General features: G+C 63.4%; 26 protein-coding genes and 1 tRNA gene. 9 read left to right on the top strand and 18 right to left on the bottom strand.

Features of this window, described 5'->3' with window-relative positions; translation table 11 throughout:
- The 4 genes from GY725_16015 to GY725_16030 form a co-directional block, all read right to left on the bottom strand.
- Positions 1-1,408 (bottom strand): NAD+ synthase (locus GY725_16015; GenBank protein MCP4005696.1); only part of this gene is annotated, 1,408 nt, incomplete at its 3' end.
- Between the two features lie 45 nt (positions 1,409-1,453).
- Positions 1,454-1,837, bottom strand: a complete 384-nt coding sequence (locus tag GY725_16020; GenBank protein ID MCP4005697.1) for a CBS domain-containing protein — start codon at positions 1,835-1,837, stop codon at positions 1,454-1,456.
- Positions 1,838-1,965: 128 nt separating this feature from the next.
- The gene (locus GY725_16025; GenBank protein MCP4005698.1) at positions 1,966-3,117 is read right to left on the bottom strand and encodes a transporter substrate-binding domain-containing protein; all 1,152 of its coding nucleotides are present in this window, start codon (positions 3,115-3,117) and stop codon (positions 1,966-1,968) included.
- Entirely contained in the window at positions 3,117-3,767 is a 651-nt protein-coding gene (locus tag GY725_16030) for a hypothetical protein (GenBank protein MCP4005699.1), read from the bottom strand. Before GY725_16030 ends, GY725_16025 begins: the two co-directional genes overlap by 1 nt.
- Before the next feature lie 45 nt (positions 3,768-3,812).
- Between GY725_16030 and GY725_16035 the strand changes: the two genes are divergently transcribed.
- Positions 3,813-4,280: a peroxiredoxin gene (locus GY725_16035; protein MCP4005700.1), complete on the top strand. Its 468-nt coding sequence runs from the start codon at positions 3,813-3,815 to the stop codon at positions 4,278-4,280.
- 2 nt (positions 4,281-4,282) lie between these two features.
- A complete protein-coding gene (locus tag GY725_16040; GenBank protein ID MCP4005701.1) occupies positions 4,283-4,558 on the top strand; it encodes a hypothetical protein in 276 nt (91 codons plus the stop codon).
- A 21-nt stretch (positions 4,559-4,579) separates the two neighbouring features.
- On the opposite strand, the gene GY725_16045 is transcribed toward GY725_16040, so the two are convergent.
- Positions 4,580-6,274: a hypothetical protein gene (locus GY725_16045; GenBank protein ID MCP4005702.1), complete on the bottom strand. Its 1,695-nt coding sequence runs from the start codon at positions 6,272-6,274 to the stop codon at positions 4,580-4,582.
- A complete protein-coding gene (locus GY725_16050; protein MCP4005703.1) occupies positions 6,271-6,831 on the bottom strand; it encodes an NUDIX hydrolase in 561 nt (186 codons plus the stop codon). Before GY725_16050 ends, GY725_16045 begins: the two co-directional genes overlap by 4 nt.
- Before the next feature lie 213 nt (positions 6,832-7,044).
- Here GY725_16050 and GY725_16055 point away from each other — a divergent pair, with 213 nt between their 5' ends.
- The 4 genes from GY725_16055 to GY725_16070 all read left to right on the top strand — a co-directional run bounded on the left by GY725_16055 (position 7,045) and on the right by GY725_16070 (position 10,378).
- A complete protein-coding gene (locus tag GY725_16055) occupies positions 7,045-7,734 on the top strand; it encodes a helix-turn-helix transcriptional regulator (GenBank protein MCP4005704.1) in 690 nt (229 codons plus the stop codon).
- 51 nt (positions 7,735-7,785) lie between these two features.
- Positions 7,786-8,421, top strand: a complete 636-nt coding sequence (locus tag GY725_16060; protein MCP4005705.1) for a glutathione S-transferase family protein — start codon at positions 7,786-7,788, stop codon at positions 8,419-8,421.
- 251 nt (positions 8,422-8,672) lie between these two features.
- Positions 8,673-9,917, top strand: a complete 1,245-nt coding sequence (locus tag GY725_16065) for an ammonium transporter (GenBank protein ID MCP4005706.1) — start codon at positions 8,673-8,675, stop codon at positions 9,915-9,917.
- Positions 9,918-10,039: 122 nt separating this feature from the next.
- Entirely contained in the window at positions 10,040-10,378 is a 339-nt protein-coding gene (locus GY725_16070; GenBank protein MCP4005707.1) for a P-II family nitrogen regulator, read from the top strand.
- Between the two features lie 16 nt (positions 10,379-10,394).
- Here GY725_16070 and GY725_16075 read toward each other — a convergent pair whose 3' ends face one another.
- Together GY725_16075 and GY725_16080 are read right to left on the bottom strand one after the other, a co-directional pair.
- Entirely contained in the window at positions 10,395-11,141 is a 747-nt protein-coding gene (locus tag GY725_16075; protein MCP4005708.1) for a hypothetical protein, read from the bottom strand.
- A 108-nt stretch (positions 11,142-11,249) separates the two neighbouring features.
- Complete coding sequence (locus tag GY725_16080; protein MCP4005709.1) at positions 11,250-12,518, bottom strand: aspartate aminotransferase family protein; 1,269 nt, start codon at positions 12,516-12,518, stop codon at positions 11,250-11,252.
- A gap of 106 nt (positions 12,519-12,624) precedes the next feature.
- On the opposite strand from GY725_16080, the gene GY725_16085 reads away from it, so the two are divergent.
- Positions 12,625-13,278, top strand: coding sequence for a TetR/AcrR family transcriptional regulator (locus GY725_16085; GenBank protein ID MCP4005710.1), 654 nt, complete (start codon positions 12,625-12,627; stop codon positions 13,276-13,278).
- Positions 13,279-13,319: 41 nt separating this feature from the next.
- On the opposite strand, the gene GY725_16090 is transcribed toward GY725_16085, so the two are convergent.
- The 8 genes from GY725_16090 to GY725_16125 all read right to left on the bottom strand — a co-directional run bounded on the left by GY725_16090 (position 13,320) and on the right by GY725_16125 (position 19,391).
- Positions 13,320-14,771, bottom strand: coding sequence for a Do family serine endopeptidase (locus tag GY725_16090; protein MCP4005711.1), 1,452 nt, complete (start codon positions 14,769-14,771; stop codon positions 13,320-13,322).
- Between the two features lie 30 nt (positions 14,772-14,801).
- Positions 14,802-15,461: an HAD family hydrolase gene (locus GY725_16095; GenBank protein MCP4005712.1), complete on the bottom strand. Its 660-nt coding sequence runs from the start codon at positions 15,459-15,461 to the stop codon at positions 14,802-14,804.
- Complete coding sequence (locus GY725_16100; GenBank protein ID MCP4005713.1) at positions 15,458-16,210, bottom strand: hypothetical protein; 753 nt, start codon at positions 16,208-16,210, stop codon at positions 15,458-15,460. The genes GY725_16095 and GY725_16100 overlap by 4 nt, the downstream gene beginning before the upstream one ends.
- 65 nt (positions 16,211-16,275) lie before the next feature.
- Positions 16,276-16,352: transfer RNA gene (locus GY725_16105), tRNA-Pro, on the bottom strand.
- Between the two features lie 37 nt (positions 16,353-16,389).
- Entirely contained in the window at positions 16,390-16,950 is a 561-nt protein-coding gene (rdgB, locus tag GY725_16110; protein ID MCP4005714.1) for an RdgB/HAM1 family non-canonical purine NTP pyrophosphatase, read from the bottom strand.
- Between the two features lie 68 nt (positions 16,951-17,018).
- On the bottom strand, positions 17,019-17,738 hold the full coding sequence (gene rph / locus GY725_16115) for a ribonuclease PH (GenBank protein ID MCP4005715.1): 720 nt from the start codon (positions 17,736-17,738) through the stop codon (positions 17,019-17,021).
- Positions 17,735-18,523, bottom strand: a complete 789-nt coding sequence (locus GY725_16120) for an N-acetylmuramoyl-L-alanine amidase (GenBank protein ID MCP4005716.1) — start codon at positions 18,521-18,523, stop codon at positions 17,735-17,737. Before GY725_16120 ends, rph begins: the two co-directional genes overlap by 4 nt.
- 46 nt (positions 18,524-18,569) lie before the next feature.
- The gene (locus tag GY725_16125; GenBank protein MCP4005717.1) at positions 18,570-19,391 is read right to left on the bottom strand and encodes a hypothetical protein; all 822 of its coding nucleotides are present in this window, start codon (positions 19,389-19,391) and stop codon (positions 18,570-18,572) included.
- Between the two features lie 112 nt (positions 19,392-19,503).
- Here GY725_16125 and GY725_16130 point away from each other — a divergent pair, with 112 nt between their 5' ends.
- Complete coding sequence (locus GY725_16130; protein ID MCP4005718.1) at positions 19,504-20,811, top strand: NAD-dependent malic enzyme; 1,308 nt, start codon at positions 19,504-19,506, stop codon at positions 20,809-20,811.
- Entirely contained in the window at positions 20,808-22,115 is a 1,308-nt protein-coding gene (locus tag GY725_16135) for a VWA domain-containing protein (protein ID MCP4005719.1), read from the top strand. The genes GY725_16130 and GY725_16135 overlap by 4 nt, the downstream gene beginning before the upstream one ends.
- A gap of 25 nt (positions 22,116-22,140) precedes the next feature.
- Here the strand turns inward: GY725_16135 and GY725_16140 are convergent, their stop codons facing one another.
- Positions 22,141-22,701: a YkgJ family cysteine cluster protein gene (locus tag GY725_16140; protein ID MCP4005720.1), complete on the bottom strand. Its 561-nt coding sequence runs from the start codon at positions 22,699-22,701 to the stop codon at positions 22,141-22,143.
- Between the two features lie 45 nt (positions 22,702-22,746).
- Positions 22,747-23,601 carry a hypothetical protein gene (locus GY725_16145; protein MCP4005721.1) on the bottom strand — a complete coding sequence of 285 codons (855 nt, stop codon included), beginning with the start codon at positions 23,599-23,601 and terminating at the stop codon, positions 22,747-22,749.
- Position 23,602 lies beyond the last annotated feature (1 nt).

Here is a 23,602-nt window from a genome sequence, read left to right on the forward strand (position 1 = left end):
AATCGGTGTCCTGCTGATCGGGTGCGAGTTCGGCCGAGGGCGGCTTTTCGATCGTATTGACGGGAATGCGTTCGCCGTCGCGATTGGCGTGACGAGCCAGTCGATACACGTCGCGCTTGAGTACATCGCCGATCACGGCCAGCCCACCGACCAGATCACCGTACAGTGTCGTGTAGCCCACCGATAGCTCGCTCTTGTTTCCCGTGGCCAGCACGATGCAACCTTCGTGATTGCTCACCGCCATGAGCAGGGAGCCACGGATGCGCGCCTGGATGTTCTCCTGGGTCAGCCCGTAGCTTTCCTCGGGACCGAAGAGATGCGCGAACTGCTCCAGGTAGTCCTTGTAGATGGAGTCGATGCGCACGATGCGCTGCTGGATACCCAGGTTCTCGGCCAGAGCTTCGGCGTCGCTCACGCTGTGCTCCGACGAGAACGGACCGGGCATGAGAACGCCGAACACGTTCTCTGGACCGAGGGCCCTGGCCGCCAGATGCGCGGTGACCGCCGAGTCGATACCACCCGAAAGTCCGATCACCGCCGAGCGCATGCCCAGCTTGTGCAGGTAGTCGCGAATGCCCAGCACGAGCGAGCGTTCGAGCAGTTCGATGTCTTCTTCGACCGGCGCGGCTGGAGTGCGTCCCTCCGCGAAGGGCTCGACGATCGCGAAATCCGAGTCGAAACGCTTCAGGCGCTGGGTGACACGGCCTTCTGCGTCGACCACGAAACTGGTTCCATCGAACACCAGTTCGTCATTGCCACCGACCAGATTCACGAACACGAACGGCACGCCGAAGCGGGTCGCAGCTTCCCGCACCATGGCCTCGCGCAACTCGGTCTTGTGCTGCTCCCAGGGCGAAGCCGATACCGTAAAGATAGCCTCGGCGCCCTGCGCCACGAGTTGCTCGACCGGATCGATCGGATACGGGCGGCGATCGCCCCAGAATGCACCGCTCCAGATGTCTTCGCAGATGGTCACGCCGATGCGGCGACCGCCGAACTCCCAGGGCACGCGCGTACTGGCGGGATCGAAGTAGCGCTGTTCGTCGAACACGTCGTAGGTCGGCAGAAGGGTCTTGGCTTGCTGGAACTCGACCTGCCCACCCGATAGCACGACCGCCGCATTGCAGATCTTGCGCGCGCGGCCCGGGGGTGCCGGCAGGATCGCGCCGGTCAGTAGCTTGAGATCGCCAGCCTCATCTGCGAGCTGCCGGAGCGCGCGCTCGTGGTCGCGCAGAAAACTCGGGCGCTCCAGAAGATCCATCGGTGGATAGCCGGAAATGCCCAGTTCGGGCAGAACCAGGACCTCGGCACCCTCGGCGCGAGTGCGTTCCAGGGCTTCTCGGATCCCGGCCAGGTTCCCGGCGAAATCTCCGATGGTGAGGTTCAGCTGCGCGATTGCGACCCGCATGGCACCACCATAGCGACTCGCCGCCAGCTTGACCTGTCGTCTGGATCAGTAACTACCGCCGATATAGCGCCGCAGCGACTCGACCTCTTCTTCCTTTTCCTCCAGCTCGACGAAGAGCAGGTCCCGCATCGACAGCATGTCGATCACGGTTTCGCCCACGACCACCGGAAGATGCCGGCAACCCACTGCCTGCATCTTCGATATGGCAATCAGGCGCTCCTCGTCGACCGCGGCCGTGACCGGATCCGGCGTCATCACTTCGCGCAATAACGTCTTCTCCGGCGACCTCGCCGCACCGATGACTCGCCGCAGGATGTCGCGCTCACTGAAGATGCCGACGATCCGGCCATCCCCCATCACGGTGACGGCGCCGACTTGCTTCTGAGCCATCAGCGTGCACGCTTCTACGACGGTCTGGTCCTCGGTCATGGTATGCACGACCGGGGACCGTTTCTGGAGGATTGAGGTTATGAGTCCCATAGGGTCTCCTCCCTTTCTGTCCGATCCATATTGTCCGCCGAAGAACCCGAAATCGCAATGGAATTCGCAGATTCCCGCTAGTCGGCGCGCAGCGCGAGCAGCTGGCTGCGAAGCATTTCGAACTCTTGCGGCTCGAGCTGCACGTGCAACGGAATCAGCCGCTGTGTGCCCGCGGTCAGGCCATCGGCCGGAAGCGGGATCTGGCCGGCCAGGGATTCGAGAATGCGATCCCCCAGCGCTGAAAGCACGTTTCGCACCCGAGTGAGGTCGAGTCCCTGCACTCCCTGGGGTGTTCGCGACTGAATCGCCTTGGCCAACTCGATCTGCACGCGAAACAAGCCGCGAGCACTCTCGGCCGAAATGCCGCGGGCCTTGGCCTGGGCCACCGCGCGCTCCAGTACCTGACGCTCCCGCTCCAGGTCTTCGATCGGTTTGCCGTTGGCCCGTTTCCAGGCCGCGACAGACGGCATGAACGCCAGGCGCCGCGCGAGCAGATCGATCAGATGATCGAGATCGTCGCGCGGCGTCGACACGCCAAAGTGTTGAACTCGCAAGTCATCGATCTGCGCCTCGTGCTCGCGCAGGAATGAGTCGATGCGCGGACCCAGTTCTCGAGCGCGCGCTGGCGCCACCCAGTAGACCTTGCGATCGATCGCGGGCTCGCAGGCGTAGGCTTGACCGGGGCGACGGAAGTGGTGCACTTCGAAACTATCGCTGACGATCGCGTCGACGGCGCCACTGACGAGTTTCTCGGGCAGGGCCGTGTTGTCGTCGAGAGCCTGGATCTGCGCTCCCGGGTAGCGTCCCCGAGTCCAGCGCTCCAGGATTCCGCCGCGGTTGACCGCGATACGCGTCGCCTCGCTGTCGCCGATCACACAGGGTCCGCCGCTGGCAACCGCGCGGGTCATATAGCCATCGAGTGCGCGCGCCGCGCGCCAGGTCACACCGCTCATCGCTACGTCGAAGCGGTCCTGCGCGATCGCCTCGCTCAGTTCCGGCCAGCGAAAGCGAACCCACTCGATACGTGCACCGAACTCGGCGGCCAGAAGCTTCGCCACGTCGACGTCGAAGCCCCGACCGGCCCGAGAAAACGGCGCGTAGTCCCCGCTGGTTCCGACCCGCAGCACCGCGGAATCCGGCGGCGGACGGGGGTCGGCAGAGGAGATCGGAGGCCAGACCAGCGCCAGCAGGACGAGCCAGAGGACGCTCGGGGTTCGCAACAGACTCATCAGGACTGCGGCATCTGCACGCGGAAGCGATCGGTCTCGTCGAACAAGACCAGCGGCGTCCATTTGTTCTGGACCTGCGAAAGCCTGCGCACGATCGGAGTCACATCACCGGTCGGGTCGAGCACGAAGGGATCCTGCGGCCGATCCACGGGAAACCACAACGTGACCATATGGTGCAGCTGATCCTCCTCGCGCACCAGCACCGCGCGGTAGATCTCTCCGCGCTCAAAGCCAGCGTCGCGCAGGATTTCGAACGTCAGGACGTCCATGCCGTCGCAATCGTCGCCACCGCTTTCCAGCACATCGGCCAGCGTGGGCCAGGTGTCGATCTCTCCGTCGGCTTCGAAATACAACCCGCTGTTCAATTGCACCCACCTCACCGTACGTTCTACGATCTCGCGACGCAGGTCTCGCGAGAAGCTGGCGAACTCCTGGGCGAGTGGACTCGCATCCGGCGAAGCCTTGCGCTGGCGATCGGCGTCGAGCATACGAATGCCCTGCCAGACCAGAACGCCCGGCGCAAAGGCATCGTCGCGGGGCATCTCCCCAAACAGATCCCAGTCCGGAGGAGTCGGAAGCGTCGCGCAAGCGGAAGCTCCAAGAATCGCCAGTGAGCACAGGCCGATGGACGCGGTTTGCCAGAACTGCATGATTTCGTAGATAACAAGGACGCGCCGCGTGCGCGAGGAGGAAACATGGCCCGAGGACCACAGATCGGAGACCCGGCCCCTGATTTCGAACTCGAGTCCAGCGAAGGAAGGATTCATCTGACCGATTGGCTGCAACACGGCGCCGTGCTGCTGGTCTTCTACCCGGGTGACGACTCGCCCGTGTGCACGAACCAGCTCTGCGACTACCGGGACCACCTGGGAGAGTTCGGCGAGCTGGGCGTCCAGGTCATCGGCATCAATTCCCAGTCCCTCGAGTCTCATCGCACGTTCGCCAAGAAGTACGACCTGGACTTTCCGCTGGTGGCCGATCCACAGCGCAACACGTGCCGGGCCTACGATGCGGCTGGCCTTTTCGGCATGACGCGGCGCTCGATCTTCCTGATCGATCGCTCCGGAATCGTGCGCTACTGCAGGACGGATCTTCCCGTATTCCGGCGCACGGCCAGAGAACTGAAGACAATCATCGCTGACCTGAAGCTGGAGTCGGCCTGAGCATGCCCAAAGCGTTGCGCATCACTCTGACGCTGACCGCCATCGGCATCTTCTTCGCCGTTCTGTTTTACGGAGCAGCGGGCGAGAGCAGGGTTCGCTGCCGGGTGTGCGTAGAGTTCTCGGACAAGAGCGACTGCAGTGAATCTTATGGAGACGCGCGTCAGTCCGCGATCGAAGGCGCTCATGCGTCCGCTTGCGCGAACCTGACCAGCGGCGTGACCAATGGATTCCTATGCGGGCAGACGCCTCCGTCGTCGATCGAGTGCGAGACACGTTGAACGGAGTCCGTTGAACGAAGGCTAGTCGAGTTTCTCGTCCGCGCGCGCGACGCTCGCCTCGATGTAGCGACGCGAAAGCGGAGATAGATCGTCGCGTTGGGTCACGCACTCCACGATCGCGAAGCGATCCGAAGCATCCGCGGCCAGTAGCGCCTCGCGGAGTTCGAGCCGGTTGTGCGCGCGATGGCCCTGCCCTCCCCAGGCTTCCGCGAGTTCGGCGTACGGCCAGACCGGCAGTTCCAGTAGATCCTGGCGCTGCGCCACCGGTCGGAAGATGCCCCAACCCGCGTTGTTCACCAGCACCACGATCGGTTTCAATCCCAGGCGAGGCGCGTGCGAGATCTCGGAGCCAGTCATCTGGAAGGCACCGTCGCCGCTCAATGCGAGCGTGCGACGCCCGCTGCCGATCTCCGCACCCAGTGCTGCGGGTACACCGAAACCCATCGACGCGTAGTACCCCTGCGCCAGGTAGAGACCGCCGTGCAGGCGCAACTCCAACCCGCCAAAGACCATATCGCCGGATTCGGCCAGCACGTTGTAGGTGTCGTGCGCGGCCAGAAACTCGTTCAATTCGATCAGCATTTCGTTGATCGTCAGCGGGCTGTCTGCGGAGGCTCCGGCGGCGGCCCGCCGATCCAGGTTGTCGCAGTACATCACCTTCTCGTCGAAACGGGGCAGCGATTGGCGCGAAAGCGCCTCGACGAAATCGGCCAGTCGCACCTCGGCATAGGAGTGGAACGAGATGTTGACGTAATCCGGCGTCGCCCAGATCGAACGTTCGCGCGGCACTTGTGGTCGGGCCGCTCCCAGATTGATATCGGTGAGTTGCGTACCCAGAGCCAGGACCAGGTCGGCTTCGCGCACGCGCCGGTCGATCCGCTCGGGACTGAACGGTCCGATGTGTACACCCATATGTAATGGGTGGCTCATCGGGAATACGCCCTTGGCCAGCATGGTGGTCACGACCGGCACCCCCAACTTCTCGGCCAGTTCCAGAAAAGTCGCCTCGCTGTGTTCCCGAAACAGGTCGACACCGGCGAACAGCACCGGATTTTTCGCCGCGCGCAGACGTTCTACGGCCTCGGCCACTGCTTCGCTCAGGCGACGGGAATCCGATGCGGGGCGCGGCCAGACCCCGTCCCACTCGCGAATGTGCTCGGGAACCGGAATGCGCATATCGACCAGATCGCGGTGAATCTCCAGATAGCCCGGACGCGATTCGTCGATGATGGTGCGCACGACTTCGTGAATCTCCTCAGCAGCCCGTTCGGGATGACGCACGAGATGCGCCGCGCAGGTGATCTGTTCGAAGATGTGTAGCTGGCCCTCGATGTGCTTGGCCTGGTGATGAACTCCCGCAATACGCGTCTCGGCCTCGCCCGGCCCACCCGAAATCAGCAGAAGCGGCACGCGTTCGGCGTAGGCGCCCGCCACCGGGTTCACCGTATTGTGTCCACCCGCCCCATAAGTGACGCAGACCACGCCCAGACGTCGGGTCGTGCGCGCGTAGCCGTCGGCCGCAAAACCCACCGACGGCTCGTGCGAGAGCGTGACCACATCGAGTTCACGACCCTGCGCGAATCGTTCGAACAACCCCAGCACCAGATCGCCCGGAATGCCGAAGATGCGCGTCACACCGATGCGTTGCAGATAGGCGGCCAGAAAATCCCCGAGCCGCATCTCGGCCGACATCTGCGAGTTCGGCGCGTGCGTCACCGCGCACCTCCGGTGCGTTCATCCAGATCGAACCAGAAGAGCGCCGCCACGACCAGCGCGTGACTGATGCGCCCCGCGCGCAGATACTCTGGAAGCGCCTCGCGCGCGACCTTCTCGACCACGGTTTCTTCGGTTCCGTCGTTGCGGATCTCGTCCGTCAGACGCACGCCATGCGCCACAAAACTATGCGTGGTATTTCCAAAGAGAGCGGGGTTCGGATTGACCAGGCCGATCGGCTGGACCTCGGCCGCGCGATAGCCGGTCTCTTCGAGCAACTCGCGGGCCGCGGCCTCGGCCGGAGACTCACCGGGATCGACGATGCCCCCCGGGATCTCCAGCGTCACCTCGCGCGAGCCGTGTCGGTACTGACGCACCATCACGATCTCGCCCTGCTCCGTCACCGGAACGATGTTCACCCAATCGGCCGCATCGATCCGGTAGAAATCGTGTTCGGCGCCCGTCCTGGGCGAGCGAGCGCGACTGCGGTGCACGCGAAATACCCGGCAGTCCTGAAGAAATTCGGATTCGACCTCGGGCCAAAGAGAAGGATTCGCCATCCGGGCAATCTAGCGGTTGTGGTGCGGAAATTGGGCGTGGAGCCGAAATCGAGTGGTTGAGGATCTCTGGCAACTCCCAGGAGCGCAGATCGAGCCTTTCATCCACTTTCGACCCCGTCTACGAGCCAGGAACATTCTTCGCTCCACAACCAACTGTTCGGAAGACGAAGGGGGTTGTTTGATTTTCGAACTACCCTCCCGTACGCTGAGCCAATGGCCGAGTTTCGCTATCCACAGTTCTGCCCGCTGGCTCGGGCGGCCGAAGTGCTCGGCGAGCGCTGGACGCTTTTGATCCTGAGAGAACTCAACCTGGGGCCCCAGCGCTTCAGCGATATCCGGCGTCGTCTAGGTTCAGTGAGTTCCAGTGTGCTGACCGAACGACTTGCTCGCCTCGAAGCGCGCGGCCTGGTGCAGCAACGCGCGCTGGCCCCACCCGCGGCCTCCACGGTGTACGAACTGGCGGCCGCGGGAGAAGCGGCGCGGCCCCTTCTACACGAGCTCATGCGTTGGGGAACGCGTTTCCTTTTGCCTCCGGTTTCGAGCGATCAGTTCGAACCGAGCTGGATGCTCGCGGCCGTCGAGGCCTTCGCACTTCAAACCCCCACACCCGCCAAGCGCTTCGAACTCCACTTGCCCGACGGTGACTCCGAGTTGGTCATGCGCGTGGCCGGAGGCGCATCGGGAACGCACCTGATCGACGACGCCCAGCCAGTCGACGCCACGGTCTGGGCTGAGCCGTTGGTCATGCTCTCGGTGCTCGCCGGACTGGTCGACGCTGCGCGAGCTCAGGCCGACGGTGCTCTGCGTGTACGAGGAGATGACTCGGCCCTCTGCCTGCTACCCGATCTTTTCGATCTCGCGTCCAGCCCGCTCGCCGACCTGGTCCGTCCGCAGAGCGATTGATTCCCTTTACTCGTCCATCCCACCCCGACAACTCACTCGAAGGAGCCCCTCATGCCCAAAGTCCACGGCGTCAATCTCTCGCCTTTCGTTCGCAAGCTGCGCGTCGCACTCGCCGAAAAGAACATCTCCTACGAACTACTACCGGTGGTTCCATTCGGGCTTCCGCCCGAGTTTCTGGCCATCAGTCCCGCGGCCAAGATCCCCGTCTTCGAGGAGGATGACGGCTACACCTTGCCGGATTCCTCCGCGATCATCGGTTACCTGGAAAAGACGCGCCCTGCGGCACCGCTCTTCCCCGAAGATGCCAAGCTCTACGGCCAGACCCTTTTCTACGAAGAGTACGGAGACACGGAAGTGGCCAGCGCGGTCCTGCCGTTTTTCCGCGAGCGCTACGTCAACGTAAAGATGATGGGCAAAGAAGCGGATGAGGCGCGTCTGAAAACCTTGACCGAAGAGGCCGTACCGCGGGTCTTCGATCACCTGGAGAGTGTGGTGGGCGATGGTGACGGAATCGTGGCCAACCGCTTCACGGCCGCCGACGCTTCGATCGGCTCGATGTTCGTCAGCTACGCGCACGGCGGCGAGACGATCGACGCCGCCCGCTGGCCGAAACTGGCTGCCTACGTGCAGCGATTGCACGCCCGGCCTTCATTCAAAGCGCTGATCGAGGAAGAAAACCAGGCCTGAGGTCCGGGCCGGCCAACCGGCCCAAGCCATTCTTCGGCCCCTCTATGACCGGACGCTAGACGCAGGCACTGCCTAGTTCTCAGGCAGTGCCTGCTGGCGTTCTGGGCTAGAAATCCGCGAAACCTCCGCCTCAGGCGCTCACCGGCCCCGTCGGCCCGCGTCCTCGCATGGCACAGGCCTTGCTCTCGTGTCCTTCCAACTCTGGATTTCGACGTTTCTGGTGCGGACCCGGTCCGCGGAAGGGATATGCCTTGGAGAGCACGATCAACTCCGGCGATACAGCCTGGGTCATGGTTTCTTCTGCAATCGTCTTGATGATGACCCTGCCCGGCCTGGCGCTGTTCTACGGCGGCCTCGTACGGGCGAAGAACATCCTTTCAATCCTCATGCAATGTCTGATGTCGGCCGGCATCGTAGGCGTGGTGTGGGTGTTATGCGGCTACAGCCTGGCGTTCAGCGGCGACGGAGCATTCATTGGCGACTTCGCCAAGGCCGGACTCAATGGAATCACCACGGACTCAGTATCTGGAACGATTCCCGAGTACGTCTTTGTCATCTTCCAGGCGATGTTTGCGATCATCACGCCCGCACTGATGATCGGCGCATTCGCCGAACGCATGCGCTTCGGTCCCTATCTGGCCTTCATCGTGATCTGGTTGTTCGCGGTCTACATCCCGCTGGCGCACATGGTCTGGGGCGGTGGATACCTGGGCGGACAATTGGGCGCGTTGGATTTCGCGGGCGGACTCGTGGTGCATATGTCCAGTGGCTTCTCCGCGCTGGTCGCCGCGCTCTACCTGGGGCAGCGAAAGGGCTATGGGCGCGTGGCCATGGCACCGCACAGTCTTCCGCTCACCGTGATTGGCGCAGCCATGCTCTGGGTGGGTTGGTTCGGCTTCAACGCGGGTAGCGCGCTGGCCGCCGACGGCACTGCAGCGCTGGCCTTCCTGACCACGAATACAGCCACCTGCGCGGCATTGCTGACCTGGGTCGCGATCGAATGGCTTCGCTTCGGTAAACCCACGGTTCTGGGCGCGGCCACGGGCGCGGTTGCGGGACTGGTGGCGATCACGCCCGGTTGCGCATTCGTGTCGCCACTGGCCTCGATCGCGATCGGCATCGGTTCGTCGGTGATCTGTTTTGCAGCGGTCGGCCTCCTGAAACCGGCCCTCGGCTATGACGATTCGCTCGACGTTTTCGGCGTGCACGGCGTCGGTGGAACCTGGGGAGCTCTGGCTACCGGACTCTTCATCTCCGCTTCGGCCCTGCCCGAAGGCGTGACCTGGGGCGAGCAACTCGGCAAGCAGGTGATCAGCATCGGCTTCACCGCGGTTTTCGCCGGAGTCACCACGATCGCGATCCTGGTCGGCTTGCGGCTCGTCATGGGTGATCTGCGGGTCCACGAGGAAGACGAAGCCGAAGGCCTGGATCTGGCGCTTCACTCCGAAACCGCATACGCCGGAACCAGCGGATCTCACGTCGCGGAACACTCCTAGGTCACAAGCGTGCATCCAACACCTAACAGAACAGACGGACCGGGATCGAATTCGACCGTACGACCCTCTCGGGTCGACGGAAACTCCAGTTCACGAGGCGGCCGCTCGCCAGGGGAATTCTCATGAAAATGATCAAAGCAATCATCAAGCCGTTCAAACTCGATGACATCCGCGATGCACTCAGCGAACTCGGCATCGATGGCATGACCGTGAGCGAGGTCAAAGGCTTCGGCCGCCAGAAGGGGCACACGGAACTCTATCGCGGCGCAGAATACGTAGTCGACTTGCTGCCAAAGGTAGAACTCGAGATCGTAGTCTCCGACGACCGAGTCGAGCGCCTCGTGGAAGTGATCACGGAAAAGGCCGCGACCGGCCGGATCGGCGACGGCAAGATCTTCGTGATTCCGGTGAGCGATGCGATCCGCATCCGCACCGGGGAATCCGGCGACGAGGCGCTCTGACTCCGCAGTCTGATCTTCAGGAAGAGCGGCCTCGCACCGAGAGTGAGGGGCCGCTCTTGCGATCCTCCACTTCGACGAGGAAGTCCTCCAGTACGGTGCGGTAGCGCTCGGGTTCTTCGAGGAACGCGCTGTGCGAACTCTGTTCGAAACAGACCCAGCGCGAGTCGGGAATCCCATTGCGGATCCGTTCCATATGCGTTGGGGTCGCCTCGTCGAAACGACCGGAAGTGATGAGTGTGGGGACATCGATCTCAGCCAGTCTCTCTTCGACGTCCCAGTTCGCCAGACTGCCCGTGGCAAAGAAATCACTCGGCCCCCACATGGCTTCGTAGAGTTCCGTATTGAAGCCGGCGATACCGTCGAACAAGACATCTGGCGCCGGATCCAGTCGGTAGACGTGTTGTCGCAGGAACGCGAGCCCGGCGATCTGGTAGGCGGCCGCGCGCAGGAAGGGAAGCCGCGAGGCCAACCCGGCGATGCGCTGCCCGACCGCGCCGGACATCAACCCGGCAGTGATCGCGATGAGGCGCCCTCGGCGCTTCATGGTTTCGGCCGAGAGGCCCGGACGATCCGATCCACGTCGCGGCTCGGCCTGGTGAAAGGACTTTTCGAAACGCTGCATGGTGGCCTGGACGGAATCCGGTAGCCCTTGGCGAAGCCGATGGGTCTCTTCGGCCCAGAAGGAAGTACTGCACAGAGAACTCGCCAGGACCAGGCTGGCCACACCCGCGGGCCGACCGAAGAGGTATTCCAGAGCCAACATCCCACCCCAGGACCGCCGTGGACCGACCTTCCGGGTACGCGACGGGCGCCAGTGCCGCAATTCCGTTCGCACGCGCGGATCGGAATCCTTCCGAGCCGCTTCTCTTGTTCAGATATACGTTCCCAGGGCCTCGGCGGTCAGCGTTCCGTCTTTCACTCCCTTCCCGATGTCGCCCAGATCTGCGAGGAATGTTTCCACCACGACATCGTCGACGGGTTCGGCCGAGGGATGCACGTAAATCGGGTCGAACGTTCCCCAGGGGAAGTAGCCCTTCTCGACGAGTCCACCGAAGACCTTCAGCATGTCGAGAGTTTCGGAGCGAAAGGGCAAGAGGAGGGACTCGTTCGGAAGGCAGCGGAAGTCCTCTACGGCTTCGATCCCGGCGACGAGCCGATCTTTGACCTCGAGTGAACGCCGCGCAAGGTCGACGTAGCCGTCCTCGCCCAGGAAGTTCATGACCGCCCACGCCGCCGCCACTGCGGCCATGGGACGGCTGCCAATGACTCCTTGAGTGCGGTACATGCCGGATTGCCAGTCGCTGATTGCGACACCCGTCCAGTGGTGTTGCTGAAGCTCTTCATTGCGGTAGAGCACGGTCGAACACGGCTTTGCCGCATAACCGTGTTTATGAAGATCGGCCGAGATCGACTTGACCCCGGGTACACGGAAATCATACGGAGTCAGTTCGATCCCAAGACGTTCCATGAAGGGCAACAGGAAGCCGCCCACGCAGCAATCCGTGTGCATCCAGAGATCGTGCCGCTCTGCCAGTGCGGCGATCTCGTGGATCGGATCGAGCAGGCCGAAGCCCCAACAAGGAGCCGATCCAACCAGGACCAGTGTCCTTGGTGTGATCGCGGCTTCGAGCGCATCGACATCCGCGCGCAGATCCGCACCGACGGGAACTCGAACGAGTTCCATACCCAGGTAGTGTGCGGCCTTGTCGAACGTCGCGTGCGCCGTCCGCGGCATGACGATCTGGTAGGGCTCGGAAATATCGGGCCGGGTCGCCCGCGCCCATTCCCGTGCGGTGTGCATGGCGCACATGATGCTTTCGGTCCCACCGCTGGTGATATTCGCGCGCCCTTCCGCCCCTCCGCCTAGCAAGCGCACGGCCATCTCGAGAACCTCCCTCTGGATGCGTCCCTGACCCGGGTGGTACTCGGCCAACACGGCGTTGGTGTGGAAGTACATGAAGTACGCCTTGCGACAGACTTCGTGGACGCGCTCATCGCCCTTGTGGATCCCGGTGAGGAGCCGCAGATGGACGTCCTCGTCCAGATCCATGGCCTGGAAACCCAGGAGATCCGCCTCGACCTCCTGCCAGGATCGGCCTTTCTCGGGAAGGAAAGTCGGCAGTTCTTGCGTTTTCGGCATGATCGACTCCTTGAAATTCTGTTGAGGACCGGGTATTTGGCCCGTACATGAGCAATGTTCGTGTTATTGATTATGAACAACGCTCACGTTAAGATCAAGGACGAAGATGAAAACCAGACCCTCCATGCGTGAGATCGAGCCGGCCGATAGCCCCCTCTGGAGGGAACCCTCCCAGGAGAGGAGTCGTCTGCGGGTAGAGGGAATCCTGGCCGCCGCCCGGCAACTGATCGGTGAGAAGGGCTCAGAACACCTGAAGATGCGTGAGACCGCGGAGCGCGCGGGCGTCCCGATCGGATCGCTCTACCAGTTCTTTCCCGACCGAACCGCGTTGCTCGCGTGCCTTTTCTCCAAGCACCTGGGCGTCGTCAACCGGATGCTGCGCGAGAAGTTCGAAGCCGTAGCGAATGCGGAACAACTCCAAGCGGCTGCGGAAGAACTCGTCGAGTCCATCTACCGTCTTCTCCAGGAGGATCCCGCCCTGGTCGACATCTGGACGGGAATACAGGCGAGCAAGGCCATTCGACACCTGGATCTGAATGACTCGCGCGACACCGCCCAGTTCATGTTCGATACCGTTCGCCGTCTGCTCGATCCAGAGATCCCGGACAAGCGCCTGTGGAGAGCGTGTTTCCTGGTCTGCGATCTCGCGGGTGCGGCCAGCCGAACCGCACTCGGACTGCCGAACGAGGAAGGGGCTGAACTGGTTCGCGAGTACTCGCACATGGCGGGCGCGTACTTGAGTTCGATCCTCGACGCCTGAGCCGATCGAAGAATTTTCGGCACCCAGATCGCAGCGGAAACCTAACGACCCCGATCGACCACGATGAAGAGCGTCGTGTTCCCGCGTCGAACCCTGAATAGGGGCTGTTCACCGGCAACGGCGAGACCGCCGCGCAGGTCATCGGGCGTGGCGAGCCGTTTGCGGTCCATCTCGAGCAGGACATCGCCCTCTTCGAGGCCCACCGCATCCGACGAACCCCCGGGCTGGACCCGAGTGATGACCAGACCGTCGTCCACATCCAGTCCGTAGCGCTCCTTCAAATCGGGAGAGTTCGGCTCGATCTCGATTCCGAGTGATGCGCCGCCCAGAGCTTCGCCAGCCTGGGCCGTCTCCTGCAGTTCTTCGAGCTCTGCGACCCGCACGGAGAAGGTTCGCCTTTTGCCCATGCGCAGCACTTCGATCTCGGCCGGTTCTCCGACCTTCGCGTCTGCAACCACGTGGGTGAGATCTCGCAGGTTCTCGATGGGCAGCCCGGCAATCCGAACAATCACGTCTCCGGGAAAGATGCCGCCCAGATCTGCGGGACCGCCGGTTTCCACGTTGGAGACCAGCGCACCCTGCAGGTTCGCCAAGCCCAATGCTTTGGCCAGCCCCTTGGTGACCGGCTGCACCATCACGCCCAGGAAACCGCGTTGCACCCGGCCACTGGCTTCGAGTTGCGGGAGAATCCTCTTGGCCATGTTGATCGGAACGGCGAAGCCGATCGTATTGGCGCGCGGATTGATCGCGGTATTGATGCCGATCACGCGGCCCTGCAGATCGATCAGTGGGCCGCCAGAGTTGCCCGGATTGATGGCTGCATCGGTCTGGATGAAATCGTCGTACGGCCCCTGGCCGATGTCGCGGCCTTTCGCACTGACGATTCCGGCGGTCACCGTGTGCCCCAGTCCGAAGGGATTGCCGATGGCGACGACCCAGTCGCCAGGCAATACCACGTCGGAATCGCCCAGGGGAAGCGCATCGAGATCACTCGCTCCTGCGGCGCGAAGCAAGGCCAGATCGGTCATGGGATCGAGTCCGACGACGCTCGCCTGTAGTTTGCGTCCGTCGCGCAGTACGACCTCGATTTCGTCCACACCCTCGACCACGTGATTGTTGGTGACGATGAGCCCGTCGGGCGAGATGATGAAACCGGTTCCCAGACTGGGTAGCTTGCGCTCCGCACGCTCGCGCCGCGGACGCTGACCTCGACGACTCTGGAAGCGCTCGAAGAGCCCGGGAAACGGCGCTCGGCCGGCGTCCAGCGAAGGCTGCGCAACCGTGCGAGAGGTGTGCACCTTCACCACGCCAGACGCCGCTTTCAACGCGAGCACGGCGAAACGCGAGTGCGCACCGTCGCCGATCTCGGCCATCTCGCCGGGTGCGGCAAGGGCGTCGGGATCGGCGCTCTTTTCGTCGGTCGCGAGAAACCAGGCTCCGATCAGCCCGCCGAGAAGGCCCGCAGCCAGGGCCGGAAGAATACTTCGCAACAAACCTGGGTCCCCCTTGGATGGTATCCGCGTCTAGAGCAGATCGAGTAGTTCGGGCAGCGCCGTGATTCGATGCTGCGGCCCGGGCTGATCCTGCGGCCAGTCGTGGTTGGCCTGCAGCCAGATTCCGGTCAGCCCCGCGTCCCGTGCACCCACGACGTCATTTTGCGGATGGTCGCCGACGAACCAGGCGTGTTCGGGAGCGACCTGGATCGGCTTGAGCGCGCGCTCGAAGATACGCGCGTCGGGCTTGGATATATCATCATCCCCCGAGACCGCGACGCTGGAGAAGTAATCCACCACTTCCAGGTGCAGGAGCTTGGAACGCTGCCCGAGCGCCGGACCGTTGGTCACGACAGCCAGTTCGATGCCCCTTTCGCGCAAAGCGATCAACGTGTCGCGCATCCCGAGCCGCGCGATGCAGCACTCCGGGTAGGTCCCGGTCCAGTGATCGAAAAGCTGCTCGTGGCCGGGCGAGGAGATCCACGGCAATTGCTCGTGCAGGTCTTCGGCACGACGCGGATTGTATCCGTTCTGGTCGATGCTCACGATCCGGTCGTAGAGATCGGCGCCGGAAAGCTCCTCGAGTCGTTCCCCAAACTCGGAAGCGAAGATGCGCGCGTAACCGGCCAGCGAAACGCGCCGGTCGGTCAACGTGTCGTCCAGGTCGAAGAGGATTGCCTCGGGCTTCACGAGCGCACGAGCCGCCGGTGAGTCGCCCTCGCGTTCGAGGCGATCGGAATGCCGTACGGACACGCATCCGAGCAAGCTTGCGCGAGTTCCAGATCGCCGTAGTCTTCCGCGTACATGCGCGTGCGCAGGACTTCTGGAATCTCCACTCCCCGGGGACAGACCCCGGAGCAGCCAGCGCAACCGTGGCGGCGGTAACGGCTCGTACGATGCTGCGCGTAGCGAAAAAGCAGGCGCGGATCGTTCCAGGCACTGCGCTGCCAACCCGAAGCGCCCAGGTACTCGTCGGCCTGCGGGCGACGGGTCATCGAGACGATCAGCGCGTCGACGCGGGGATTCGAAAGCACCCAGCGAAACGCGGCCTGGGGAAAGCTCCCCGCGCTCGTCTCGTAGGGCTTCAAGTCGTTGAGTTTGCCGCCCATCAGGGTCTTCATGGCCACCACGCCGATGATCTTCTCTGAATCACCACCGCGACAGCCTTCCGCTGTATCGAAGTAGTGGATGCCCAGGTCGAAGGCCTCGCGTACCAGTCGCTCATCGAAGCCGCGCCGACTCCCGCCAAACGAGATATCGGAAATCTCCATACCCGTCTTGCCCAGGCTCGCATAGCGACGCACGCGCGGCGCCTCGGGCTCAGCCCGCGCGACAACAGGCAAGAAGCTCGTCGCAGCACCTACGGCGATCCCCTGACGCAAAAACTCGCGACGATCGATTGGAGTCATGCTCTGATGTGAGCGATCGCGAAAGCGCATGTCAAGGCTCTTGCTCAGCCGGCCAGCCGCCTGATCGGCCTCGCGCTCGCGTTGCGGGTCCTCGCTGGTCGGGGCGGCCGGATTCGAACCGGCGACCTCATGCTCCCAAAGCACGCGCGCTACCAAGCTGCGCTACGCCCCGTTCTCGAGCGAGAGCGCAGACGGTACACTCTGCCCGATCAGACGTCGATCTGATCGATCAGGGCTTCGAACGGAGACAGGAAGCTGCGCAGTGCGGCGGCGCGATGCGAAACGCGCTGCTTCTGCTCGGGTTTGACTTCGGCCATGGTGTCGGGCGCCAGGCGATCGGCGATGAAGAGCGGATCGTAGCCGAAACCGCCCTTGCCGCGCGGCTCATCCGCGATCTGGCCATCGCAGCGGCCATGACTGGTCAGCAGGACCTCGCCGTCGGGCCGGGCCAATGCGATCACGCAAGCGTAGTGGGCGGTGCGGCGGCTGGCGCCCGCGAGCTCGCGCAGCAGTTTTTCGTTGTTCGCGGCGTCGTCGCCGTGAACGCCGGAGAAACGCGCAGAGTGGATGCCGGGGGCGCCGCCGAGAGCATCGACACACAGACCGGAGTCCTCGGCAATCACCCAGCGACCGGTCGCGCCCGCCGTTTGCAAGGCTTTCAGGCGAGCGTTTTCCTCGAAGGTGGTTCCCGTCTCTTCGACTTCGGGTGCGTCCGGGTAGGCGTCGAGGGTTTCGACCTCGACTCCTACACGGGCCAGGCGTTCGCGCATCTCGCGCACCTTGCCCGCGTTGCGCGTGGCCAGCAGGACCCGCTTTTTCGGACTCGCGGGGCCCGGGCTCAACGTGCCAGAGCCTCCCGCTGCAGTTGCGTGAGCTCGTCGATGCCCTTTTCGGCGAGGTCGAGCATACGGTCGAGCAGCTTGCGGTCGAAGGTGCCGCCTTCACCGGTTCCCTGGACTTCGACCAGTCGCCCCTTGCCCGTGCGCACCACGTTCATGTCGACATCGGCGCGCGCGTCTTCGGGATACGGCAGGTCGAGCAGGATGTCTCCGCCCACGATTCCAACGGAGATCGCGGCAACCGAGTCGATCATCGGACTCTGTTTGAGCTGTCCGGCAGCGACGATGCGCTGGCAGGCCTGTGCGAGCGCGACGTAGCCGCCCGTGATCGCGGCCGTGCGCGTGCCGCCATCGGCCTGTAGCACGTCGCAGTCCACCGTAATGCTTCGCTCGCCGAGGGCATCCAGATCGATCACCGCGCGCAGTGAGCGGCCGATCAGACGCTGAATCTCCATGGTGCGCCCGGAGATCTTGCCCTTTGCGGATTCCCGGTCGTTGCGCGTGTCGGTCGAACCCGGAAGCATCGAATACTCGGCCGTCACCCAACCGCGCCCGCCGCCTCGCAACCAGCCGGGCACCGATTCGCCCAGGCTCGCAGTGCACAGCACCAGGGTGCGGCCCATGCGGATCAGTGCGGAACCGGCCGGATTCTCTACAAAGTCCAGTTCGATCTGAACAGGTCGCAGCTCATCGGCTGCGCGTCCGTCACCTCGACTCACTCCATCATCTCCATGGGCGCCGCATCCGCGGGGGGCGTGGTCAGCGTGTGTTCGACTGCGTCGGCGATAGCCGTTGCGATCGCGCGCTGGTGTTTGCCCTGCTTCAGGCGCCTTTCTTCTGCCGGATGGGTCAGGAACCCGATCTCGATCAGGGCTGCCGGCATATTGACTCCCATCAGCACGACAAAGGGCGCCTGCTTGACGCCTCGACTGTCTCCGGAAAGCGGCGCCAGCTTGCGCTGGATCGCGGATGCGACCCGACTCGAACCGCGCAGATGGTCGGTGCGAATCAGGTCTCCGAGAATCGATCCGACGATGTCGGCTCCTTCCGGATTCGTGCCTTCCTGTTTGTACACGGCGTTTTCGGTCATGGCCACTCGCATCGCCTCGGCGTCGCTGGCGTCCAGGGACAGAAAGTAGGACTCGGAGCCGCTCACGCGGGTGTCGGGCGCGGCGTTGGCGTGGATCGAAAGGAAGAGATCGGCCTTCGCGCGATTGGCGAGTTGCACGCGCGCGGCCAGCGGCACGAATTCGTCGCGCTCGCGCGTGTAGAACACGACCACGCCCCTCTTTTGCAGAGCCGAACCCAGAAGATTCGCGACCGAGAGCACCAGTTCCTTTTCAACGAGCCCGGCGCGACCGCGCGCACCCAGGTCGTCGCCGCCGTGACCGGCGTCGATCACCACGATCGGAGCCTGCTCGTGATCTCCCTGCTGGCCATAGGCACCCTGAGGGAGGATCGACAGAGCCAGTGTCACGATCGGGATGATGAGGGATGCTTTCATGCGCTTCTTCTCGGCCGGGCCCAGCAAAGAACGAAATTCGGCCCGCTCAATCGACGCCATCTCGGACGTGAACGACGCGAACGCGTTTGCCCGCCTTTTTCTTGTGCCGGCCGACCTCGGCCACCTCGCGGAGCGCCTCAAGAGTGTGGATACCTTGCAGTTTGCAGCGGCCGAGCAGTTCGAGCCAGAGGTCGGCGGTCATTTCCGCGTCACCCAGGGCGCGATGCCGCGCTCGCAACGGAATCGACAGGTGCTGGATCAGCGAGTCGAGTCCGAAACTCGGCGCCCGCACACAGCGCCGGGCCAGGCGGACCGAGCAGACGAAATCCGGCAGGGCCGGTTCGCGGCGGTGGTCGCGCCAGGCGCGTTCCAAAAAGGCCCGATCGAACGAAGCGTTGTGCGCCACCAGGACTTCGACCCGATTGCGCTCGAGAATCTGCGCGAAACGGGCCAGTACGCTCGCTTCTTCGGGAGCTCCGACCAGGAGATCAGTCGAGATGCCGGTGAGCGAGGTGATGCCGGAAGGCACCTCGGCACCCACGTCGACCAGGGTTTCGAATTTCTCCAGCACGAGAGCGCCCCGGAGCACGACCAATCCCACCTCGAGAATACGCGCGTCCGTCGAGGTGCCGGTCGTCTCGAGATCGACCACCCCGAAGACGGTCTCTTCCAGCGCCCTGCCCACGCGCGCGTCGCGCTCGTCCCGCAGCGTCTGAGACAGCCGGGGCCGGGCCCAGGCGGGCAGGCCCAAATGGGAAGGCACGCGTAGCCAGTCGCGCACGGCCGTCAATGGCAGTTCTCGCTCCGAGGCCGCTTCGGCGTCGGCACTGGCGCCCGCAGGCGCGACTGATCGTTCGACTCGCCCCAATCCCCCCCCTCTCCTCTCGACCGTAGCAAGCGACCCGACGATCCTCTACTTTCCGATCTGGAGACGTAAGCACGTGATAACGAACGAGAAAAAGGTGCGGATTCTGCGGGTCATGATCCGCGATCAGCCGGGGACCCTGGGTCGTCTGACCAAGACCATCGGCGACACGGGCGTGAACATCGGCGACATCGTGCGCGTACGCCTCGCCGGTGAGTACAACGTGCGCGACATCGAGCTGTACGCGAGCGACGATCAGCAGATCGATGCCATGTACAGGGCCGTGGAACGCCTGGAGGGTGTGCGGATCGAGGAGATCTTCGACCCGGTGCTCGAAATCCACCGCGGCGGAAAGATCCGCATGCGCAGCACCGTAGCCGTGGAGCGACCCGGCGACGTGCGCATGATCTACACACCGGGCGTCGCGACGACCTGCCTGGAGATTCACAGCAACCCGGAGTCGGTCTATGACTACACGGCGCTGGGAAATACGGTTGCGATCGTCACCAACGGCACGGCGATCCTCGGACTGGGGAACATCGGCGTGCATGCCGGATTGCCCGTGATGGAAGGCAAGGCGGTGCTCTTCGATCGCCTGACCGGACTCAGCGGAATTCCCATCTTGATTCCGACGCGCGACGTGAACACATTCGTCGAGACCGTCATCCAGATCTCGCCCTCGTTTGGCGCGATCCAACTCGAAGACATCGCCGCGCCGGAATGCTTCGAGATCGAGCGCCGCCTGATCTCTCAACTTCCGATCCCGGTCATGCACGACGACCAGCACGGCACGGCCGTGGTGGTGCTGGCCGCGTTGTTAAATGCCACACGCATGACCGGCCAGGAACTCGAGAGACTCACCGTCGGGGTCGTCGGACTGGGCGCGGCAGGCATCGGGATCTCGAGACTCCTGCGTTCCTACGGTATCCGTCGCGTGATCGGCAGCGACCTGAGACGCGACGCGATGGGGCGACTCAATGAACTCGGTGGCGAATCGGGTTCGCTCGACTGGATGATGGCCGAGGCCGACGTCGTGGTCGCCACCACGGGTCGACCTGGCTTGATTGCGCCCGAACAAGTGCGCGAGGGCCAGATCATCCTGGCGCTATCGAACCCGAATCCGGAGATCCGCCCCGAGGTGGCGCGCAATGCAGGGGCGGCATTCGCAGCCGACGGCCGCAGCGTCAATAACGCGCTCGGCTTCCCCGGCATCTTCCGCGGTGCGCTTCAGGCGCGGGCCAAGACGATCGACGATTCGATGAAGCTCGCAGCGGCCGCCACGATCGCCGACTTTGCGGAACCGGGCGAACTGGTCCCGGCCCTGCTCAACCCCGACGTCCACCTGGCCGTGGCCGAAGCCGTCGAAAACGCTGTGCGCGGCGGGGCGGTGGCCGTCGATCCAGAAGAGTGGGGAACTTCGTGACTCGCGCGCTCTGCCTCGCACTGGCGCTCGTGCTCAGCGCGCTCCCCGTTGTCACGCGGGCGGACGAACCCGATCTTCAACTAGAAATCTTCTCTCCGGCTTCGGGTGCGGTGATCGGCGATCCCGGAGGCATGGCCTTCGTTTCGGGCAAGGCGCTGGCGTTGTTCGGCGCCTACCAGGCGTTCGACATCATGTTCGTGATCGATACGTCCGAGAGCACGGCGGCGCCCTCCGGTGCCGACGTGGACGGCGACGGTGCAGTGGGTGAGCGACGCGGTGCAAAATTCCTGTCGATTTTCGGCAAACTACTACCGCTGCCCAATAGCGATCGCGGCGACAGCATCCTGGCCGCAGAGATCGAAGCCGTGCACACCATGCTCGATCAACTCGACCCGCGCACGACGCGCGTGGGCATCGTGGCCTTTTCCGGCGACCACGACCCGCTCACGCCCGATGGCTACACGGAAGTCCCGCTGACCACTGACTTCCGCAAGGTCGCAGATGGCCTGGAAAACATTTTGGACCGGGGTCCGGGCGGGCTGACCAATATGGTGACTGCCGTCAACCTGGCAACTAGCGAACTGATGGGCATGCAGAGCGCCTTCAGTGAAAAGCGTGAGCATGCCAAGCGCATCATGATGTTCCTGACCGACGGCTTTCCCACGCTGCCAATAGAGGGTCAAAGGCTCCGAAACGCGAAGATGGCAATCAGGCACGCGGTGCAGGCGTCCAAGCTGAACATCCGCATCGACACCTTCGCGATCGGCGAGGACGCGTTGTCGGAACCCGTAGTCGTCGTCGAGATGGCGCGCGTGAGCGACGGAGTGTTCACTCCGGTGCTCCACCCTCAGAACCTGCAGACCGTGTTCGAGGAAGTGAACTTCGCCGAAGTCGAGGCGCTCGAGATCCGCAACCGCACCACGAAAAAGATGGCGGCCTACCAGCTTCAGAACGCCGACGGAACCTTCTCGGGACTGGTTCCGGTTCAACCGGGTCGCAACACCCTGGAAGTCTACGTCCGCGCCACCGACGGAACGGAATCGAGGCGATCGGTGACAGTCAACTTCATGAGCGACGCTACGCCACAGGAACTGGGTCCGCGCGATCGAACGATGCGCAACCGGCTCATGGAAAATCGACTGCTCGATCTCCAGCAACGTCGACTCGAGATCGAAACTGATCGCGACGAGCAGATGCGCAAGGATCTGAAGGCCGAGATCGAGGCCGAACGGGAAAAGGCGCGCAAGCGCTCAGAGGCGCTGCGCAAACAGCTGCAGATTCAGGTCGAAGAAAAGACCAAGTAGAAGTAGCCGGGACTCCGGTCCGGAGTCAGGCCTGCTGCTGGGGCCGCGAAAGCTCGGAAGCGAGCTTCTGGGTCGATTCTTCCTTCGAGGCCTCGGCCCGTTTCACCAGCATCTTCTTGCGCCGCTTGTTGTAGGTATCCAGGGCCTTCGGGCGCTTCTTCTGCATCCAATCGATCAGGTCGGCGTAGGTGTTGAAGTAGTACTTCCAGGCGCGTTCTTCCGAACTCTTCTCGCACTCATGCCAGGAGAACTCTTCGCAGATCTTTGGACGTTCCTCGTAGATTCCGCAGGTCTTGCTCTCCGTGATGTGCTCACACTCGGAGCGGAACTCGATGAACCAGTCGTTCTCGTCGTCGATGTAGACGGAGATGTTCTTGTGCGTGAGGTACCAGTGGATGTTCTCGTAATCCGCAAACGTGGAGGGGTCGTCGATCTCGGTCGCGATGTAACTGCAACAATCTCCGCAATCGCGACACGGATGGGCTCCCGGCAAGTTGATGAGAGGCAGTTCGAGCGACTCGACGTCTTCACTCACGCCACTGACTCGCGCGCTACCGTTCTGGAGCTTCTTTTCGTTCTTCGACATCTTCCCCCCTGGAACTCCTAGACCGGCGACTGTATAGCCCAGGAATCAGGCTTTTTCCCCGTCGATTCGCGGTCGGCCCCAGAAAGAAACGGGCAGATCGAACTTCAGGAAGTTCTCGATCCGATTCTCACGCGTCAGCGCCAGCGCAGCCCAGTCGCTCGAGCTCTCGTGAACCGCGCGAATGCGTTCTTCCACCGTCAGGAATGCCACCTGGGCCGGACTCTCGAGCACCTTGCGCGCCGTGAGCCTGCGGCCGAGTTCCACACCGCAACGCTGCTCCAACGCGACGGCGGCGCGCAACGCCGGCGGGGGATCGTCTTCGGGCTCGCCCAGGAGTCGTTGACCAAACCAGGGCAGCAGGATTTCACACCAGGAAGGCTCGTCGAGCGGCCCGCGCGCGAGTTCGCCGTTGTCGAGATCGGAGAACTCCATCGCGGCCGCGCGGCGCAGACAAGCCTCTCGTTTGCGCTCGGCCTCTTCCAGCCGACGCTCCAGGCGCCCGATATTCAAGCGAGCGCGCAGTTCTTCCCAGTACTCGGGCAAATGGGCCAGCCAGCTATCGGGCGGCTCCACCAGTGTGGTATCGGGCGGCTCGCGGTTGATGCGCGCCCGCATACGTTCCCAGGCGTGGGCGTTGAGGGAGATGCGACCGTAGTGGATCGTGACCCAGCGCTGCGGCCGCGCGCGATCCAGCAGGCCGACCCGTGTCCAGATCTCGACGAGGCTGCGTTCAATCGGCCTCTGCAGCCGAGACCACATGGAAGGCGTCGCGATCTCGTCGAGCGGATAGGTCAGCGGTACCCGGGTTTGCCCGGGATAGACAGCATCCGGAGGAGTGGTTGTTGGATAGGCCGGGTCCGGAGGGGACTCGGCTTCCAGAGGATTCGGAGCCAGCGCCATG

This window comes from bacterium, from assembly GCA_024226335.1.
Classification (GTDB): Bacteria; Myxococcota_A; UBA9160; order SZUA-336; family SZUA-336; genus JAAELY01.